Genomic DNA, 20372 nt, shown 5'->3' on the forward strand with positions numbered 1-20372 from the left:
GAGTCCCCCATGTTTGAGCGCATCATCCGTTTCGCCATCGAGCAGCGCTGGCTGGTCATCGTGGCCGTGGCCGCCATGGCCATCCTCGGCCTCTTCAACTACCAGCGTCTATCCATCGACGCCGTGCCGGACATCACCAATGTCCAGGTCCAGATCAATACGCAGGCACCAGGCTATTCGCCCCTGGAGACCGAGCAGCGCATCACCTACCCGATAGAAACCGTCATGGCGGGCCTGCCGCAGCTGGAGCAGACCCGTTCGCTGTCGCGCTATGGGCTGTCGCAGGTCACCGTGATCTTCAAGGACGGCACCGACATCTACTTTGCCCGCCAGCTGGTCAATGAGCGCATCCAGGAGGCCCGCGAGAAGCTTCCGTCCGGCATCTCCCCCAGCATGGGCCCCATTTCCACCGGCCTGGGCGAGATCTATCTCTGGACCGTGGAAGCCGAAGAAGGCGCCAAAAAGCCGGACGGCACGCCCTATACCCCCATGGACCTGCGCGAGATCCAGGACTGGGTCATCAAACCCCAGCTGCGCAACGTGCCCGGCGTCACGGAAATCAACTCGATTGGCGGATTTTCCAAGGAGTACCTGATCGCGCCGCGCCCGGACAAGCTGGCGTCCTATGGCATCTCGATGGACAGGCTGGTCACGGCCCTGCAGAACAACAATACCAACGTTGGCGCGGGCTATATCGAGCGCGAAGGGGAGCAATACCTCATCCGTGCGCCCGGCCAGGTCCAGGGCATCGAGGACCTCCAGCAGGTGATCGTGGGCACGGCCCAGGGCCAACCGGTGCGCATCCGGGATCTGGCCGATGTCGAACTGGGACGCGAACTGCGCACCGGCGCCGCCACCGACAACGGCCGCGAAGTCGTGCTGGGCACGGTGTTCATGCTGATTGGCGAGAACAGCCGCGTGGTCTCCAAGGCGGTGGACGCCCGCATGGATTCCATCCGCAAGAGCATGCCCGAAGGGGTGAAGATCGTGACGGTCTACGACCGCACCACCTTGGTGGAAAAAGCCATTGCCACGGTGAAGAAGAACCTGGTGGAAGGCGCTGCACTGGTCGTGGTGGTGCTGTTCCTGTTCCTCGGCAACATCCGCGCGGCCCTGATCACAGCCCTCATCATTCCGCTGTCCATGCTGTTCACCTTCACCGGAATGGTGCAGTACCGCATCAGCGCCAACCTGATGAGCCTGGGCGCCTTGGACTTCGGCATCATCATCGACGGCGCAGTGGTGATCGTGGAGAATTGCGTGCGCCGCCTGGCCCATGCGCAGGAGCTCAAGGGGCGCTTGCTCACCCGCAGTGAACGCTTTCACGAAGTGTTTGCCGCCGCCAGGGAATCCCGCAGGCCTTTGCTGTTCGGGCAGCTCATCATCATGGTGGTGTATCTGCCGATCTTTGCGTTGACGGGCGTGGAAGGCAAGATGTTCCACCCCATGGCGCTCACGGTGGTGCTGGCCCTTGCCGGCGCGATGGTGCTGTCCATCACCTTCATCCCTGCGGCCATTGCGCTGTGCATCGGCAAACGCGTCGCGGAAAAGGAGAACCGCCTCATGGTCTGGGCCCGCCAGGCCTATGAACCGCTGCTCACCCGGGTGATGCGCATCCCCGTGGTGGTCATGGCGGCAGCTGTCGTGGCCGTCGTGCTCAGCCTGCTGCTCGCCTCGCGCATGGGCAGCGAATTCGCCCCCAACCTCAACGAAGGGGACTTTGCGATCCAGGCCTTGCGTGTGCCCGGCACCAGCCTCACGCAATCGCTGGACATGCAGATGCAGCTGGAAAGCACCCTCAAGGAGTCTTTCCCGGAGATCGAGCGCGTGTTCGCGCGCACCGGCACCGCGGAAATTGCCTCGGACCCCATGCCGCCGAACATCTCGGACGGCTACATCATGCTCAAGCCCCGGGAACAGTGGCCCGATCCGCAACGCAGCCGCGAAGACCTGCTGGCCGCCGTGCAGAAGGTGGTGGAGGCCATTCCGGGCAGCAACTACGAATTCTCCCAGCCGATCCAGCTGCGCTTCAACGAACTCATCTCGGGTGTGCGCAGCGATGCGGCGGTCAAGGTCTTCGGTGACGACACCCAGGTGCTGGAGCGCACGGCACAGGCCATTGCTGCCATGCTGCAGAAGGTGCCCGGCGCCTCGGAAGTCAAGGTCGAGCAGACCACCGGACTGCCCATGCTCACCGTGCAGGTCGATCGCGAGAAAGCGTCGCGCTATGGCCTGAACATGGGGGATGTGCAACAGACCATTGCCACCGCCATCGGCGGACAGGAGGCCGGTACGGTGTTCGAAGGCGACCGCCGCTTCGACATCCAGGTGCGCCTGCCGGAATCGGTGCGCAGCGACCTTGCAGCGCTGGAACGCCTTCCCATCGCCTTGCCTGCGCAGGCGGACAGCAAGACAGGCTTTGTCCCTCTTTCCACCGTCGCAACGTTTGATCTGTCTCCCGGGCCGAACCAGGTCAGCCGCGAGGATGGCAAGCGCCGCATCGTCGTCAGTGCCAACGTGCGTGGTCGCGATATCGGCTCCTTCGTGGAGCAGGCGCAGCGTGAGCTGGACGCCATCCCCATGCCCAGCGGCTACTGGACACGCTGGGGCGGCACGTTCGAGAACATGCAGTCGGCGCAGCAGCGGCTGCAGATCGTGGTGCCCCTGGCCCTGCTGATGGTATTCACCTTGCTGTTTGCCATGTTCGGCAATGTGCGCGACGGGCTCATCGTGTTCACAGGGATTCCCTTCGCACTGACCGGGGGCATCCTGGCCCTGTGGCTGCGGGACATTCCGCTCTCCATCTCTGCCGCCATCGGCTTTATCGCGCTGTCGGGCGTCGCGGTGTTGAACGGGCTGGTGATGATCTCGTCCATCCGGGCACTGCGTGAAACCGGCATGGCCGTCCCCGCCGCGGTACATGCGGGCGCACTCTCGCGTCTGCGCCCGGTACTGATGACCGCCCTGGTGGCCTCTCTGGGTTTTGTGCCCATGGCCATCGCGACCGGGACCGGCGCCGAGGTACAGCGCCCGCTTGCCACGGTGGTGATTGGCGGCATTCTGTCCTCCACGGTGCTGACCCTGCTGGTGCTTCCGCTGCTCTACCGCCTGGTCCACCGGCATGACCCGTCCGAGGATGAATTGCCGCAGACAGCGGCATCCTCCTGACCGTCCGTGTCCTGACCGTACCGGACTGCCCCCAAAGCCATGGCCTTGCCGCCATGGCTTTGCTGTTTCTGCGCGCCGTTCAGGGCGGCCTTCATTGCCGCAATGTCATCTTCCCGTGTGCCTTTCGTCAGCGTGCGTTTTCCACAATGGACTCCTCTCGAAAGCCATGGCTCCCGCCATTGCTTCGAGGTGATTGCAACCTGACTGAAAGGCACACCCTCATGCACACCACACGCACTCCCATTCTCCTGTCCATGGCATTCGCCACCCTGTCGCTGGCCGCCGTCAACACCGCTTTTGCCAGCAGCTACATCCACCCGAAAAACTCGGAGGCGGGATATGTGGTGTACCCCGACCATTTCCGCAGCGACAAGACACGGGCCCAGGTCCAGGCGGAAACGGCCGAGTTCCTGAAGAATGGCGGCACCAATGTGTTCCGCAACAGCAACTACCCGCTGGTGGACAGCTCGCCGTCACAGCAGTCGTCGAACAAGACACGCCAGCAGGTACTGGACGAGCTGCTGAACGAGACCCCGGAAGAGCGCAAAGCCCGCCGCGAGATGTACCGGGGCTGAAGCGGCGGACGAGACAGCCACCTCTTGGTGGAGGGACAAGGCGCTTTGCGGCCCACAGAGGCCTTGAAGCCAGCAAGGCAAAGCCGCCATGCGCCAGTCCCTGACCCAGCTTGACAGAACCGCCCCTGGGGCCGCAACCACCTCGTAGTGGCCCCGTCACGGCAACATTCCATGGGGAACGAACGGTGCCACCTCCCTGCACCAGATCGACAGTCGGCCATGCAACTGCCTCCCAGTGGAGTGCCTGACCCCCTGGAAATGCCCAAGAATCGAAAAAATCGCGACCCTGGCGGGCCAGGCGTGGCACGCAAGGCCTGCGCATTTTTCATCTGGAGGCGTTCAACATGGCTGGTTTCCTGGGCAACTTCAAAATTGGCGCCCGCCTGAGTGCGGGATTTGCCATCATCTTGCTGCTGCTGTGCAGCATGGGGGCCGCGGCCTATTTCCAAGCCTCCAGGATCTATGACGGCACCGAGGAAATCGCCGAAAACTGGCTGCCCAGCGTGCAAACGCTGGGCGACGCGCGCGCGCTGGCCAACAGCGCCCGCCGCGCCTCCCTGCGCTCGGTGCTGGAAGTGACGCCCGAAGGCAAACGGACCCAGCGGGCCTTGCACGACGAAGCCATCGCCAAGATGGACACCACCATGCTGGCCTATGACAAACTAGTCTCCTCCCCCGAAGAGCAAGAGCTGAACCTGAAGATCAAGGCCGCATGGGCTGCCTACCTGACGGTCGACAAGCGGCTGCTGGAACTGGCCGAGGCAGGCGAGGAGCGCTTTGGCGATGCCCGCGCCCTGTCCGTCGGGGAATCGGCCAAGGCGTTTGCAACGGCCACCGACCTCATCTCCGGCAGTGTCGAGCTCAACCGCGCAGGCGCTGCCGCCGCGCGAACGGATGCGCAACACACCTACCAGCAAGCCATTCTGGTGGCCGGCGTGCTGGTGCTGTCGGCCCTGGCACTGGGCGTGTGGATTGCCATCGCCCTCACGCGCTCCATCACCAGCCCGCTGGGCCAGGCCGTGGCAGCAGCCAACCGCGTGGCCAGCGGCGACCTCAGCACCCAGATCGATGTGGGCCGCAAGGACGAAATGGGTCTGCTGCTGGGGGCATTGCAGCGCATGCAGCACAGCCTGGTTCAGACCGTGTCCACGGTGCGCAGCAATGCCCAGGGCGTGGCTTCGGCCAGCGCGCAGATTGCCGCCGGCAACCACGATCTCTCGGGCCGCACGGAGGAGCAGGCCAGCGCACTGGAAGAAACGGCCGCTTCCATGGAAGAACTCAGCTCCACCGTGCGCCAGAATGCCGACAACGCCCGCCAGGCCAACCAGATGGCGGTCAACGCCTCCACCGTGGCAGCCCAGGGCGGCGAGATCGTGGCCGAAGTGGTGGAGACCATGAAGAGCATCAACGACAGCAGCCACAAGATCTCCGACATCATTGGCGTGATCGACGGCATTGCCTTCCAGACCAATATCCTGGCGCTGAACGCTGCCGTCGAGGCCGCCCGCGCCGGAGAGCAAGGCCGGGGCTTTGCCGTGGTCGCCGGCGAAGTCCGTGCACTGGCCGGCCGCAGCGCCGACGCAGCCAAGCAGATCAAGCAGCTGATCGGCACCAGCGTGGAGCGCGTGGGCCAGGGCACCCTGCTGGTGGACCGAGCCGGCACCACCATGAACGAGGTGGTGGCCGCCATCCGCCGGGTGACCGACATCATGGGCGAGATCAGCGCCGCCAGCACCGAACAAAGCCAGGGCGTGGCCCAGGTAGGTGAAGCCGTGACCCAGATGGACCAGACCACCCAGCAAAACGCTGCCCTGGTGGAGGAAATGGCCGCCGCCGCCAGCAGCCTGAACACCCAAGCCCAGTCGTTGGTGGAGACCGTGGCGGTGTTCAAGCTGTCTGCTTACGAGCAACCTAGCCCGGCGGCCATGGCGACGCCCGTGGCCCACACCCAGCCAGCAAGTCCATCCACCGTCCCGGACAAGTCCGCCACTCCGTCCGTCCGTCCCTTCTCCCGCCCCGCACAGTCGGGCTCCGGCACACCGGCTGCACCGGCTCTGCGCCGCCCCCTCTCTGGGGCATCTGGCGCATCGGGGGCAGCCAGCGCCCCCGCCCCCAAGCCCGCTACCGTGGGCCAGGACATGGACGATTGGGAAAGCTTTTAAGCCTGCAGCCCTGCGGCGGCAGGACCACCGCCCACCCAACCACCACCTTCCCTCATCAAAAAAGGGCTTCGCAAGAAGCCCTTTTGGCGTACCGCACGGTCACAGCATGTGCCGTTCACCAGCGGTAGCGAATCCCGGCATTGCCGTTGACGCCGCGCCGATACTGGTCGCCGCTGTGCAAGCCCTTCTGGTAGCCCAGCTGGGCATAAAGACTGACGGCGTTGGAGAGCTTGGCCGTCAACCCGGCCGCCAGTTCCAGCCGTGTCGCCTGCATGGACAGGGGAACACGGTCCACACCGCCGTAGACGGGTGTGGACTCCCCACCCATATCGCGCCAGAGGTTGGCGCGCACATAGGGCTGCCACACATCGCCATTGTCCTGGCGCAGTGTCCACTGCGCGCGTGCACCCAGTCGGGCTGTGGTGCCAGATGAAGAACCCAGCGCCACGTAGCCGAACGCGTCCCGTGCCGAGTCCAGCGAAACCCGCTGCCAGATCAGTTGCACCTGGGGCTCCAGCACAAACCCGGGGCCCCAGGGCAGCGCAATCGGGTAGCCCCCTTCCAGCGATGCAATCCACCCGTGGCCTTTGGTGTCGAGGGCCGTGTCATAGCTGCGCGATGTGCCGCTGTAGCGCGTCGCCTGCAACACCCCGTCCAGATACCAGCCGTCGGGGCCATAGTGCGTCCAGTACGCGCCCACGGAGTAGGCATCCAGGCTGACACGGCCCGTGCGCACCATTTCATAGGCCGTGGCTCCTGCATTGGTGACCAGACCCGTCGCCTCGGCCCTGCCATGCGTGTAGGCCACGGACACCCCTGCGGTATCGCGGTGTGCCCCCAACTGGCCGCGCTGCCACAGGTCCAGCCCCACCTGGGCACCCAGGATCCGGGCATCGCTGCGCGGGGTCACATAAGCCCGGTACCGGCTCTCGGTGTCCTGGCCATAGAGGCGACCCCATGCCGAACCTCTGCGCTGGCCGCTTTCCCCTTCCAGGCTGGGTCCGTTGAGCGATTCGCCCACGCGTTCGTGGAAGGTGCCCAGTGCCGCCAGCCCCATCTGCCGCGCATGGGGGTGGGCAATGCCATAGGTAGACAACTCCGGCCCCACAATGGGCAAGGTCGTCGGCGGCTCTGTCGGATCCGGCGGCTCAGGTGGCGCCACAAACTCGGAGCGCAGATACCAGTTGTCGGGGTTGCTGCCGTCCATTGCCCCCTGGAAGAGCCGGTAGTTGTACGCCCCGGGCCGCAGCGTGTTTGCCAGGCTGAAGGCATTCGCTGCAGTAGTACCGCCGTTTTGGGCATCCACCACCAGGATGCCGGTATTGCCGGTCAGGGCTCCGGCTCCTCCCGTGTTGCGCACCAGAATCCGGGTCGTGCCAGTGGCACTTCCTCCGTCGAGGATCAGGCGGTCCGAGGGCGAGCCATCTCCTTCCAGCCAGGTGTTCAATGCCATATTGCCGCTGTCACCGACATATGTGCCGTCGACGCGCACCGAACGGTAGACGCTGGCATCCGTGGGATTGGCCAGCAAGGCTGCATTCACCGGGAAATCGATCAGGCTGCTGCTGTTGCTCAGATGGGTCAGATTGGAATCCGCCGTGACCAGCCATCTGCTGCCGTTCTTCAGATTCAGCGTGGTGGTGCTCTGCGCGTCCGTGTAGATCCGCCCATTGAGCACCGACTGGTCCGCATCCACCAGCAGCGACGCCCCCAGCGTACCGCCGCCAGAGAGTGCGCGGCTGGTCGCATACAGCGATGCCGTTGCCCCCGTCAAGGTCGAACGCTCCAGTGCAACATTGGCCACCCCGCCGTATGTCCAGAGTGCCACGCTGCGATCAGAGGTGACCGTGGAGTCAGTCAACCGCATGTTGTAGCGGGCTGGCGCCAGCGGGGTGACCGGCGTCCCTGCACCTCCCCCGGCCAGCAACACCGCATCGGCCGCATTCTCGGTAGGCGCTGTGGGCAAAGGCGTATCAATGGCCAGCGGCGGTGGAGGCGTGGTTGAGTCCACCAACGGCGTCACCACGGGCAACACCGGCAGTGCTGGCGTCGATGTGCCCACCGTCGGTGCAGCCAGAACCGCCGGCGCATCAAAGACGATGCCGGCACCCGAGCTGCCCTGTGCATGCAGGGTTGCGCCAGTGGCGTAGAGTTCACCGCCATTCTGGATACGGACAGCATAGGCATTGGTACCCGTTGTGGTGATGACCGTCCCCGCGCCCCCAGCCGTGCGCAGCAGGTTCACCACCCCTGCATTGGCGTAAATACCGTAGGTGCTTGCCTGATTGGTCGCAATACGGCCCCCCGCAAAATTGGTGGTGCTGCCGGTCCATGCATAGATGCCGTAGGCCTGGGTGCCGTTCGTGGTGATGGAGAAATCACTGAGGTTGGCGGTGGTGGCACCCGAACCTGCCAACAGGCCATACGCGGTAGCCCCCTGGGTGGTGATCGATCCGCCATCCAACGTGGTGGTCGAACTCCCCGACAGCCACATCCCGTAGGACGAAGTCCCCTGGGTACTGATCGCGATGGCAGAGCCCGTCACGTTGGACGTACCGCTGACATGCAGGCCATAGCTGGCATTGCCCACCGTCGACAGTGCGGCGCGGTTCAGATTGCCGGTCGATGTGGCGATGCGGACCGCATGGCTGGCGCTGGCTCCGCTGGTGTGCACCTGCAGGGTGCCCGCCACGGACGCATCCGAATTGATGTTCAACACCCCACCGGATTCGGCCGACAACCCTATGGTGGCGCTACTGACCAGCGCCGACCCCAGGAGGGTGGCTTCGGAACCGTTATAGACGCGCACCCCGCCACCGCCGGTACTGGTGCTGGACGTGATGTCCACCTCTGTCAGCGTGGCCTTGCTGCCACCCCACGCTAGAAGGCCCCAGCTATCGTCACCCTGTACCAGGATGCTGCTGTTGAGTAGCCTCACCGTGGAAGTGCTGCCATACATGCGGATACCGTCTGCCGTGAGACCGTTCGTGGTGAACGTGGTGTTGGCGGCATTCAGGTTGGATGCACCTGCCGAGGATTGGGGCATGTACAACCCATGCACGGAAGTTCCCAGCCCATAAAACCAGACGCCGGCAGGGCTGGCAACAATCTCCACGGAACCATTGGCGATGTAGAGCGCGTCGTTGGGAGCGCCGCTTTGGTACTCCGAGGTCACGCGCACAGCGCCGGGCGTCCCCAGGTTCGGATTGATGGTGACCGACGCGCCATCGAATACCGAAATGCCTGCCCCACCCAGCTGGCTCGGGTAAGGCGGAACGGGATGGATGGTGACGCTGCCCTGGATCACCCCATTGCTGATCACACTCCCTTTGTAATACTGCTCATAATCCAGATTGGCACCCGACTGAATAACCGCAGGAGGAATTATCTGCGCACTGATTGGGGCTATATATAAAAGAGATGCAGCGACCGATGTCAGGGCAAAGCCATGGTGAATCGGGTGTACGCGGATTGCTGATGGCACATTTTCCTCCCAGGGTGAGTTGCAAGGCTAAAAGTGAATCGACCAGTTTCCTTCGAGAGCTGAATTGCGTTGCTGTATTCCATGCTGGTATGGACCGTCCATATGCACGCGAGGCATGCACAGCCATGTCGCCAACAACTGATTTCTTATACCCCATGCAGCACAACGCACAAGCCTTTAAAATAAATGTAATAACGGCCTAAATATCCCAAAACACCTGAGTCATAAAAATCTATTGAATACTGCGCACACACCTCTTCGGTGAGGCTGTGAAAAATCAATCAACAAACCACCAAAAAACGCTTATTACAGACAGAAAGTGCAAGAAACCTTTCTGGTTTTGCCTTGCGCGGATGTATATCACCACCACTTCCATCGCTTTTTCCAGCTTTCCGCCCTTACCCTGCAGAGCTGTCTTAGCGAAAAATAGGCCTCATTCAGCAGCCATCCATGGGAGGTCTGCTTTGTAAAGTTTGATTTATGGCTGTTTCAAGCAATGGATGCTGTAACTTTTCGTTTTCTGTGGTTCGGCATGCAGCCTGGTGCCCTTACAGAGCTTGCTCCTTCCCCGCCGCAATGCAGCAATGGAGAAACACCGGCCAATGCAACAAGAGCTGAGCGAAGCCCAACGGTCATGGGAAATCCGCACGGTATCGCAACCACCGCACCATGCCCAAACGGGTCTTGCGTCTATCAGCGCAGGCTGTCCTGACAAGCTGTTACATGCCTGCGCGTTCCTGCCACTGACAGGTGCCTATACCTTGCCAGGCCCCTGCACTGACGGATTCCAATGCAAGACCTTTCAATACTTCCTTCTGAAAGGCCACCCCTGTCACCGTGCACGCACCAGCCGCCATGCAGAAAAGGGGCTTCCTGCGGAAGTCCCTTTTTTGCATCCACCGGCCTGTGAGCACGGCTGCCCCCTGCCCCTCTGGGAGGCATTGCCTGCGACGCTTACTGCACCTGCAGATCCCGCCGTGCCGCACACAGCTCGGGCAGGTAACGCCGGGCAACACGCTGCGCCTCGGCGGCCAGCAGCACCGGCAGGCCGGGTTGCGCTGCCAGGGCCTGCCAGGCCTGGGCGGCATGCTGGCCGGCTGCAGCCTGTGCTTCCAGGCTGTGGGCTGCCCCCCACTGGGCCATGCGGCGCAAAGCCAGTTCAGCCCTGCGTTCGGTGCGGCGCAACTGCGGGGTGACCAGAATGGTGCCGCGCCGCCATTGCTGCAGTTGCAGCATGGTGCTCTGGGTGGCGCGCAGGGCCAGGCCCAGCTCCGGCAAGGTAGCGCGGCGCGGGTGCTGGGTCTTGTCGGCCCAGCGCACCAGGCGCAGCAGGCGGTGGTGCAATTGCGCCTGCCAGAAGCCGGCGGGCGCCACGGCCATGCTGGCTGGCAGACTGGGCAGCAAACCGGGCTTGCCCTCTTCGACCATGCGCTGGGCCAGCGCAGGCACTTCGGCCACCATCATCTGCGCCAGCGTGCGCATGCGGCGCTGGGCATTGGTGGGGTAGATGCAGCGATAGACCAGCCAGGCCAGCGCCGGGCCGGACACCACGGCCAGCGCCATGGTCACGCTCTTGCCCATGTCCTGTGCATACGGAAAGACCGGCGCCAGCAGGATCAGCATAGCCATATTGGTGTCCATGGCACCGGCGGCGGTGCGCTTGTGGGCAAACACCAGCCCGCCCAGCAGGGCAAAAGGCAGCAGCATCCACACCATCTGCCAGCCGGACTGTGCCCAGGGCCACACCAGCCACTGGCACAGCAGGGCCAGCGCGGCGCCGATCAGTTGGCCGCGCAATACAAAGGTCATAGTGCGGTTCGGGTTCTCGAAGGCCGAGAACACCAGCAGCATCACCGACAGGCCCAGCATGCCAAAGGCGATCAGGCTCCAGCCGGTCCAGGCCCACAGCAGGCCGAAAAACAGCAAGGTGCCGCCCGCGCGGATCGCGGCTTCGCGGGCGCCCACCCAGTCGCGGTGCAGTGGCAAGGGATCGACCCGGCGGTCGAGCCATGCCGTACCCGCATAGGCAGGTCCGCCCAGGTCCAGCTGCTCGGCACGCACGGCGCGGCGCATCTCCTGCATCAGCAGGTACAAGGCGTTCAGCCCGGGTTGTACCGCATGGCCGTCTGCCTGGATACGCTCTACCAGCGCTTCGCAAGCGGCAATCGCCTCACGCAGTGCAGCATCCACCGGGTGTGCGGCCGCGCTGTCGGCCGCCGGTGTCTGGCGCAGCACCTGGGCCAAAGCCTGCAGTGCATCGGCCAGGGCCGCGGGCGAAGCACCAGCGTCAGTGTCTGCGTCTGCGTCTGCGTCTGCAGGTATCGCGGCAAAGGCCCACACCGGGTCCAGGGCGTCGGTCACAGCCGTGCTGTCCTGCGCCGTCTGCCCCAGGTGATAGACCAGCTCCAACGCCTGGAGCTGCTGCCAGTGCATGGCCTTGCTGGTGTTGCGCGCGGTGCGCGATCCTTCGGGGTAAAGTTCCAGCAACTCCTCCACCTCGGCCAGGCGCACCAGCAGGCTGGCGTTGTCCAGCCCGGGCGCGGCACTGTGGCCATGCAACCGTGCCACGCAGGCGTCGAGCACGGCAGCCAGTGCCTGGCGACTCTGGGCAATCAGCACGGCGGCCTTGCGCCGGGGGGCGAAACACCAGGAAATGCACAACGCAGCAAGCACCCCGGTCACCACCGTCAGCATGCGGTCCCCGGCAAACGGCCAGACATCTTCCGCCCCCCCGTGGTGCAGCAGCACCACCATGGCAGCCGAATAGCCCGCCAGCATGCAGCCATAGACCATGTAGCCGCGCTGCAGATTGCCTAGAAAGGCGCACAGCGCGCCCCACAGGGCCAGGCCCACGGCCAGCACCCAGAGCGAACCCTGCGCACTCAGCACCAGCGCCACGGCAAAGGCCACACCGACCACGGATCCCGCAAAGCGGTAGATGCCGCGCGACAGCAGATGCTCGCGCATGGGCTGGCTGGAAGCCCAGGCCGACATGGCCGCCCAGTGCGGGTGTTCCAGCCCCAGGGCATAGGCCACGGCCAGCGCCACAAAACCGGCCAGTGCAGTACGCAAGGCAAACACCAGGGTGGGCAGGTGGAAACCGCAGGCCGCCAGGCCGCGCTGCCACCTGGATGTGTGAGCGTCCTGCACCATCACCGCCGCCGCTCCATCGTGGGCTCGGTGTCGTCCGCATCCTCCACCGCATCGCCCAGCTCCTGCGCCATGCGCTGCTGTAATTGCAGCATTCCCTGCAGCAGCAGCTGTGCGGTGGACGCATCCATGCCGTCCAGCAGGCGGCCTTCCACCTGCACCAGCTTGGCGCGCACATCGGCCACGGCGGCGTTTCCGGACTCGGTCACCTGCAGCAGCTTGCTGCGGCGGTCGTGCGCATCGGTTTCGCGGCGCACCAGGCCCCGGTTTTCCAGCAGATCGACCACCCGCACCAGGGTGGAGCTGTCCAGGCCCACGCGCTGCGCCAGGGCCTTGAGGCTGATGCCCTGCCCTGCAGCATGCAGGTGGAACAGCGGTGACCAGGTGGCGTCGGTCAGCCCCAGCTCGGCCAAACGCAGGTGCACCACGCGGCGCCACTGGCGTCCCAGGCTCATCAGCGTGTAGCCGAACAACGGTGCTTCAGCATGGTTCGAGGGGGACGTGCGGCCCGTCTTGGCGGACTGGGTCGCACCCGCCACAGGTGGCATGGGCGCCGCCTTTTTGACGGCACGGGGGCGAGGACTGGCAGTGGAGCGTGGCATCAATGCTTTGGATGTTAAATAATTTGCAATTCAAATCATTTTATCCAGCAAGCAATCCCGCACTGCCTCCAGGGTGCCTGCAGCACCCTCTACTGACTGCGGAAAATTGAAACCGCCCATGCGCAATGCACGGCTTGGCAGCGCCTTGCACTTACGACGCTGCGGCCAGACGGGCCCAAACCAAAAGGGTTAACCCTTGGTTTTGTACCTTCCGCGCCATGCTGCTGTCGTGTATCGGACAACTTCATCCGCTTGTGGCCTGCTGATCCAAATCAGACCCCGTCCCTGACGCGACAATGGGGCTGTTTTCAGTCACAGAAACGACAGGCCATGGACGACCCGATTCTTACTATCGAAGAAAGAGAAGCGATCAACTCAGGACGCTGGTTTTCATCCCTATCCCCGTCATTACGGCACGACATACTTCGATGCGCATACGTCAAACGTTTCAAGGATGGTGCACTCATCTGCGCCCGCGGCGAGCCGCCCGAGGAATGGATTGCCTGCGCCAAGGGGGCGGTGCGCGTGAGTTCGACCTCCATCACGGGCAAGCAGATCACGCTGACCTATGTGGAGCCGGGCATCTGGTTTGGGGATGTGTCGATTTTCGACGGAGACCGGCGCACGCACGATGTGTACGCCCATGGCGCGACCACGCTGGTGTGCGTGGCCAAGGCGGATTTCAAGCGCATTCTGGCCTCGCATGTGGAGTTCTACGAAGCCATGCTGTGGCTGCAGGCGCGGCGCATTCGCCAGCTGTACGGCCTGGTCGAGGACTTGAACACCCTGCCCTTGCGCGCCAGGCTGGCCAAACAGCTGCTGCACTTGGCACGCAGCTATGGCATTCCCAGCCTGTCGGACAACCAGGAAATCCGCATCGGACTGCAGCTGGCCCAGGAAGAGCTGGCACAGCTGCTCGGAGCATCGCGCCAGCGCGTGAACCAGGAACTCAAAGGCATGGAGCGCGAGGGGAGCATCCGCATCGAACCAGGTGGGCTGGTGGTGCGGGACCGCAATGCGCTTCTGCGCATTGCGGAAACCGACCTGTAAGGACTTATGAGCAAATTTGACCACTTTGTAGGAACCAAGCCCGTCTCGGACACCCACGCATTCGACATGGCGGCCCTCACCGCCTGGATGCAGCAGCATGTGGAAGGCTTTGCCGGCCCGCTGCAAGCGGAAATGTTCAAGGGCGGACAGTCCAATCCCACCTACAAGCTGGTCACGCCGGGGCGCAGCTATGTGATGCGCTCCAAGCCCGGCCCGGTGGCCAAGCTGCTGCCGTCGGCCCACGCCATCGAGCGTGAATTCAAGGTCATGCGCGGCTTGGCGGGCACCCAGGTACCGGTGCCCCACATGTATGCGCTGTGCGAGGATGAATCCGTCATCGGCCGCGCCTTCTACATCATGGAATTCAAGGAAGGCCGCGTGCTGTGGGACCAGTCGCTGCCGGAGATGACGCCCGCCCAGCGCGGCGCCTACTACGATGAACTCAACCGCGTGATCGCGGCGCTGCACACCGTGGACTTTGCCGCCCAGGGCCTGGCGGACTACGGCAAGAGCGGCAACTATTTCGAGCGCCAGATCGGCCGCTGGAGCAAGCAGTACGTGGCCTCCATCACCCAGCCCATCCCCGAGATGGACAAGCTGATGGCCTGGCTGCCCGCCAACCTGCCTGACAGCGCCAAGGACGAGAGCAAGGTCTCCATCGTCCACGGCGACTATCGCCTGGACAACGTGATGTTCCATGCCACCGAGCCCCGCGCCGTGGCCGTGCTGGACTGGGAGCTGTCCACACTGGGTCACCCCCTGGCCGACTTCAGCTACCACTGCATGGCCTGGCACATCCCCAGCACGCTGGGCCGTGGCATCGGCGGGCTGGATCTGGCCGCACTGGGCATTCCTTCCGAAGCCGAATACCAGCGCCGCTATTGCGAGCGCACCGGCCTGGCCACGCCCGAACAGCTGCAGGCCGACTGGAACTTCTACCTCGCCTACAACATGTTCCGAATCGCGGCCATCCTGCAAGGCATTGCCAAGCGGGTGGAAGCCGGCACCGCATCCAGCGCCCAGGCCAAGGCCTCGGGTGACACGGCCCGCCCCATGGCGGAGCTGGCCTGGTCCTACGCCCAGAAACACCGGGCTTAATCCGTTCCGCCTGGCAACAGACGGTTTTCCCATCCCCCCACTGTGCAAAACGGCATGCGGCTGCCGGGGGGCAGCGCGCGCCCATGTGCGCCCACCACCCTCAAGGAGACACCATGGACTTCGACTACTCCCCCAAAACCAAGGAGCTGCAAGCGCGCCTGCAACGCTTCATGGATGAATACATCTATCCGAATGAAGCCACCTACTGGAGCGAGCTGGAAGCCAACACCCAGGCCGGCAAGCGCTGGAGCCACCTGCACTTCCTGGATGCCCTCAAGGACAAGGCCAAGGAACAAGGTCTGTGGAACCTGTTCCTGCCCAAGGACACGGCCGAGATCGCCGGCGTGGACGGTGCCGGTCTGACCAACCAGGAATACGCCCCCCTGGCCGAAATCATGGGCCGCGTGGGCTGGGCCTCCGAAGTGTTCAACTGCGCCGCACCCGACACCGGCAATATGGAAACCATTGCCCGCTACGGCAGCAAGGAACACCATGAGCGCTGGCTCAAGCCCCTGCTCAACGGCGACATCCGTTCCGCATTCGCCATGACCGAGCCAGAAGTGGCCTCCTCCGATGCCACCAACATCTGCACCCGCATCGAACGCCAGGGCGACGAATACATCATCAACGGCCACAAGTGGTGGATTTCCGGTGCCGGCGACCCCCGCTGCGCCGTCTACATCACCATGGGCAAGTCCGACCCAGAAGCCCCCAAGCACTCGCAGCAGAGCATGGTCCTGGTGGCCGCAGACACCCCCGGCGTGCGTGTGGTGCGCCCGCTGTCCGTGATGGGCTATGACGACGCGCCCCATGGCCACATGGAGATGTACTTCGAGAACGTGCGTGTGCCCGCCAGCAACATCCTGCTGGGCGAAGGCCGCGGCTTCGAGATCGCCCAGGGTCGCCTCGGCCCCGGCCGCATCCACCACTGCATGCGCCTGATCGGCAAGGCCGAGCGCGCCCTGGAACTGATGTGCAAGCGCGCCAGCAGCCGCGTGGCCTTCGGCAAGACCATCGCCCAGCAGACCGTCACCCAGGAACGCATTGCCGAGGCGCGCTGCCGCATCGACATGGCCCGTCTGCTGACGCTCAAGGCCGCCTGGATGATGGACACCGTGGGCAACAAGGTGGCCCGCACCGAAATCGCCATGATCAAAGTGGTGGCGCCCAAGCTGGCCTGCGACGTGATCGACTGGGCCATTCAGGTGCACGGCGGCGGCGGCATGAGCCAGGACTTCCCGCTGGCCTTTGACTACGCCCACGCACGTACGCTGCGCTTTGCCGACGGCCCGGACGAAGTCCACCGCAACGCCATTGCCAAGTGGGAGCTGGGCAAGTACGGCACCTACGGCAAGAACGCCGACGTGCCCATCACCCGCGGCAGCTGACCCGCATGGAACAGGCGCCCTGGTGCGCCTGACCCTGCCTGCACTTGCCCGCTGCCGTGCGCAGCGGTTGGCCCTGGAACCTGGCGTTCCAGGGCTTTTTTATGACCGGCTCTCCCTTGCAAGGCTCCTCGGCCCCTTGCGCATGACTGATCCTTCCCTGCACATACGCACCGGGAGCGCACCCCGCTCACCTGAAGCACCAGGGATGCCACGCCTGCGATGCATCAACCCTTGACGTCAAATGGTCATAACCTGCCGGCATAGGGGACTGTGGCGCCACAGCCTCAGCTGCCATCAGTGCCACTGATGGCGTAGTTTCCACATTTGGTGGACCGGAAACAATCAAATCAAAGGCTTGCGCGATCACCCCATCACCTCACCATCATCAGGTTTGATAGCAAGCATCCTCGGCGCAATGCAACAAAGTGGCTACCTACAAACAACCCTTTACAAAGCTGGCGCCCCCCTAGAATCGGCCCGACCGCATGCGCTTTTATGGTGCGGTCGCGGCGGCGTCCCCCCATGCCTGCGTTGGCATTCCAGTTTCTAACAAAGCTTCGCGCACTCTCAGCGGCCCCGTGCTGTAACTCCACACCATGCAGTTTTTTCATAACCTCAAGCTCTCCAGCAAACTTCTGCTGTCCTTTGGTGCGATCCTGGTGCTGACCGCACTGATCGGCCTGCTGTCCATCCTGCAGCTGGACCGCGTCAACCAGACGGGAACGGATCTGGCCCGCCAGTGGCTGCCGGCCACCCGCACGGCCATGGATGTCAAGTACCAGCTGCAGCGCTATCGCTCGCAGGAACAGCAGCATGTGCTGAGCGCCACCCCCGAGGAAGCTGCCACCTACGAACAGACCATGCCCAAGCTGTGGGACGGTCTGCAACAGAACGTGGAACTGCTGAACAAGTTTCTGAACACCGATGACGACAAACGCTTGCACGCCGAAATCGTGCAGGCCATGGGCCAGTACAACCAGGTGCATGACAAGGCCATCCGCCTGTCGCGCGAACAGCAAACCGCCGAAGCCACGGCCCTGCTGCGCGGCGAAGCGCTGACCATCAGCCGCAGCATCAACAGCAAGGTCGACGTGCTATTCGAGCACATCAACACCGGCGCCGAAACCGCCGACAAGCTGGGTGACGAGATCTACACCGCATCCCGCAACCTGATCTGGGCCATCGTGGCCATCAGCATGGCCGCAGGCCTGGCATTGGCCTTCTTCATCGCCCGCCTGATCTCCCGTCCGCTGAACCATGCCGTGGAACTGGCCCAGGCCGTGGCCGGCGGCGACCTGAGCCGCCGCATCGAAGCCACCTCCACCGACGAAACCGGCCAGCTGCTGCAAGCCCTCAAGCAGATGAACGACAGCCTGGTGCAGATCGTGGGCCAGATCCACCAGGGCAGCGACTCCATCGCCACCGCCACCCAGCAGATCGCCACCGGCAACCAGGACCTGTCCTCGCGCACCGAGCAGCAAGCCAGCTCGCTGGAAGAAACCGCAGCCTCCTTGGAAGAGCTGACCTCCACCGTCAAGCAGAACGCCTCCAACGCCCGCCAGGCCAACCAGCTGGCGGCCAGTGCCTCGCAGGTGGCGCAGCGCGGCGGTGCCGTGGTCAACCAGGTGGTGGACACCATGACCGCCATCAACACCTCGTCGCGCAAGATCGTCGACATCATCGGCGTGATCGACGGCATCGCCTTCCAGACCAACATCCTGGCGCTGAACGCCGCCGTGGAAGCCGCCCGTGCGGGCGAGCAAGGCCGTGGCTTTGCCGTGGTGGCGGGCGAAGTCCGCACCCTGGCCCAGCGCAGCGCCGAAGCCGCCAAGGAAATCAAGCACCTGATCGACGACTCCGTGGGCAAGGTGGAAGAAGGCAACTCCCAGGTCGCATCGGCCGGTCAGACCATGAGCGAGATCGTCGACAGCGTCAAGCGCGTGACCGACATCATGGGCGAGATCACCGCTGCCAGCGACGAACAGACCTCAGGCATCGAGCAGATCAACCAGGCCGTCGCCCAAATGGACCAGGTCACCCAGCAAAACGCAGCCCTGGTGGAAGAGTCCGCCGCCGCCGCCAGCTCCCTGCAGGAGCAGGCCCAGCAACTGAGCCAGACCGTGCGCGTGTTCAAGCTGGCCAACGGCCCTGCCGCCCTGGATCTGGCGGCAGCACGCCCCGTGGCCGCCCCACGTGCCACGGCCGCCGTGTCCGCCCCACGCCCCGTCACCAAGGCCCCGGCCAAGAGCGTGGCCGCAACGCCCCGCCCTGCCCTGGCACCGGCGGCACCCCGCCGTCCGGCGCCTGCGCCCACGGCACCTGCCGCCCAGCATGAGGACGAGTGGGAAGCGTTCTAAGCTTCTAAGCACCGCCAAAGCGCAGCCTGCTGCTGCGCGCCCCATGTACACAGGCCCTGCGGGGCCTGTTGTCATTTCTGCGGCCGTTTTGCAGCCCTGTCGCGGCGGCAAATCCATGTATCGCGCATTCTTGTGGGGCCGTCTTGCAGCAGCAGGGAGTGCACCATGCGAAAATCACGCTTTTAAGGCGCCGCTTGCGCCTGCCACTCTACAAACAGAACAGGAATTGACCATGGAAGCAGAACGCATCAACCAAATCGGCGCCGCCCTCGAAGACCTGTCCGCCCGGACAGAGGACCTTCGGAGGTATCTTTGACTACGATGCCAAGTTTGAACGCCTGCGCACGGTAAACGCCTCGCTCGAGGACCCCGCGGTCTGGAACGACCCCAAGAAGGCCCAGGAGCTGGGCAAGGAAAAGAAGTCACTCGACTCCGTCGTGCTGACCCTGCAGAAGCTCACCACCGAGCTGGCCGACAATTCCGAGCTCTACGAAATGAGCCGGGAAGAAGGCGATGAAGCCGGTCTGGAAACCATCGAGGCCGAGACCGCCAAGCTGCGCCCGCTGATCGAAGAGCTGGAATTCCGCCGCATGTTCAGCCAGGAAGCCGATCCGCTGAACTGCTTCGTCGACATTCAGGCCGGCGCCGGTGGTACCGAAGCCTGTGACTGGGCCAGCATGCTGCTGCGCCAGTACCTGAAGTACGCCGAACGCAAGGGCTTCAAGGCCACGGTGGAAGAAGAGACCCCTGGCGACGTGGCGGGCATCAAGAGCGCCACCATCAAGATCGAAGGCGAATACGCCTTTGGCCTGCTGCGCACCGAAACCGGCGTGCACCGCCTGGTACGCAAGTCGCCGTTCGACTCGTCCGGCGGTCGCCACACCTCGTTCGCCTCGCTGTTCGTCTACCCCGAGATTGATGACTCCATCGAGATCAACATCAACCCGGCCGACGTGCGCACCGACACCTACCGCGCATCGGGCGCTGGTGGTCAGCACATCAACAAGACCGACTCGGCGGTGCGCCTGACCCACATCCCCACCGGTATCGTGGTGCAGTGCCAGGACGGCCGCAGCCAGCACAGCAACCGTGACGTGGCGTGGCAGCGCCTGCGTTCGCGCCTGTATGACTTCGAAATGCGCAAGCGCATGGAAGAGCAGCAGAAGCTGGAAGACACCAAGACCGACGTGGGCTGGGGCCACCAGATCCGCTCGTACGTGCTGGACAACAGCCGCATCAAAGACCTTCGCACCAATGTTGAAGTCTCGGCCACCCAGAAGGTGCTGGACGGCGATCTGGACGTGTTCATCGAAGCCTCGCTCAAGCAAGGCGTTTAAG

Annotated in this window: 11 protein-coding genes; 8 read left to right on the forward strand and 3 right to left on the reverse strand. The window is 64.0% G+C overall.

Annotated elements, in window-relative coordinates:
- Positions 1-9: 9 nt before the first annotated feature.
- The 3 genes from QM470_RS10060 (at position 10) to QM470_RS10070 (ending at position 5905) form a co-directional block, all read left to right on the forward strand.
- Positions 10-3168: a CusA/CzcA family heavy metal efflux RND transporter gene (locus tag QM470_RS10060; RefSeq protein ID WP_283339160.1), complete on the forward strand. Its 3159-nt coding sequence runs from the start codon at positions 10-12 to the stop codon at positions 3166-3168.
- A 221-nt stretch (positions 3169-3389) separates the two neighbouring features.
- On the forward strand, positions 3390-3743 hold the full coding sequence (locus QM470_RS10065; protein ID WP_283339161.1) for a DUF4148 domain-containing protein: 354 nt from the start codon (positions 3390-3392) through the stop codon (positions 3741-3743).
- Between the two features lie 344 nt (positions 3744-4087).
- Positions 4088-5905, forward strand: coding sequence for a methyl-accepting chemotaxis protein (locus tag QM470_RS10070; protein ID WP_283339162.1), 1818 nt, complete (start codon positions 4088-4090; stop codon positions 5903-5905).
- A gap of 115 nt (positions 5906-6020) precedes the next feature.
- On the opposite strand, the gene QM470_RS10075 is transcribed toward QM470_RS10070, so the two are convergent.
- The 3 genes from QM470_RS10075 to QM470_RS10085 form a co-directional block, all read right to left on the reverse strand.
- Entirely contained in the window at positions 6021-9227 is a 3207-nt protein-coding gene (locus tag QM470_RS10075; RefSeq protein WP_283339164.1) for an autotransporter family protein, read from the reverse strand.
- Between the two features lie 1116 nt (positions 9228-10343).
- The gene (locus QM470_RS10080; protein ID WP_283339165.1) at positions 10344-12461 is read right to left on the reverse strand and encodes an FUSC family protein; all 2118 of its coding nucleotides are present in this window, start codon (positions 12459-12461) and stop codon (positions 10344-10346) included.
- Positions 12462-12541: 80 nt separating this feature from the next.
- The gene (locus QM470_RS10085) at positions 12542-13087 is read right to left on the reverse strand and encodes a MarR family winged helix-turn-helix transcriptional regulator (RefSeq protein ID WP_283339166.1); all 546 of its coding nucleotides are present in this window, start codon (positions 13085-13087) and stop codon (positions 12542-12544) included.
- A 384-nt stretch (positions 13088-13471) separates the two neighbouring features.
- On the opposite strand from QM470_RS10085, the gene QM470_RS10090 reads away from it, so the two are divergent.
- From QM470_RS10090 to prfB, 5 genes are all read left to right on the forward strand, one after another.
- Entirely contained in the window at positions 13472-14191 is a 720-nt protein-coding gene (locus tag QM470_RS10090; protein ID WP_066534849.1) for a Crp/Fnr family transcriptional regulator, read from the forward strand.
- A gap of 6 nt (positions 14192-14197) precedes the next feature.
- Positions 14198-15289, forward strand: a complete 1092-nt coding sequence (locus QM470_RS10095) for a phosphotransferase (RefSeq protein WP_283339167.1) — start codon at positions 14198-14200, stop codon at positions 15287-15289.
- Positions 15290-15402: 113 nt separating this feature from the next.
- The gene (locus tag QM470_RS10100) at positions 15403-16677 is read left to right on the forward strand and encodes an acyl-CoA dehydrogenase family protein (RefSeq protein WP_283339168.1); all 1275 of its coding nucleotides are present in this window, start codon (positions 15403-15405) and stop codon (positions 16675-16677) included.
- A 596-nt stretch (positions 16678-17273) separates the two neighbouring features.
- Positions 17274-19034: a methyl-accepting chemotaxis protein gene (locus QM470_RS10105; RefSeq protein ID WP_283339169.1), complete on the forward strand. Its 1761-nt coding sequence runs from the start codon at positions 17274-17276 to the stop codon at positions 19032-19034.
- A 232-nt stretch (positions 19035-19266) separates the two neighbouring features.
- Positions 19267-20371 (forward strand): peptide chain release factor 2 gene (prfB, locus tag QM470_RS10110; protein ID WP_115594698.1). Its coding sequence is split into 2 segments (ribosomal slippage): positions 19267-19347 and positions 19349-20371, totalling 1104 coding nucleotides; the frame shifts between segments, so codons are not numbered across the junction.
- Position 20372: the final 1 nt, after the last annotated feature.

This window comes from Comamonas sp. 17RB, assembly GCF_030056555.1.
In the GTDB taxonomy this organism is placed as follows: domain Bacteria; phylum Pseudomonadota; class Gammaproteobacteria; order Burkholderiales; family Burkholderiaceae_C; genus Comamonas; species Comamonas terrigena.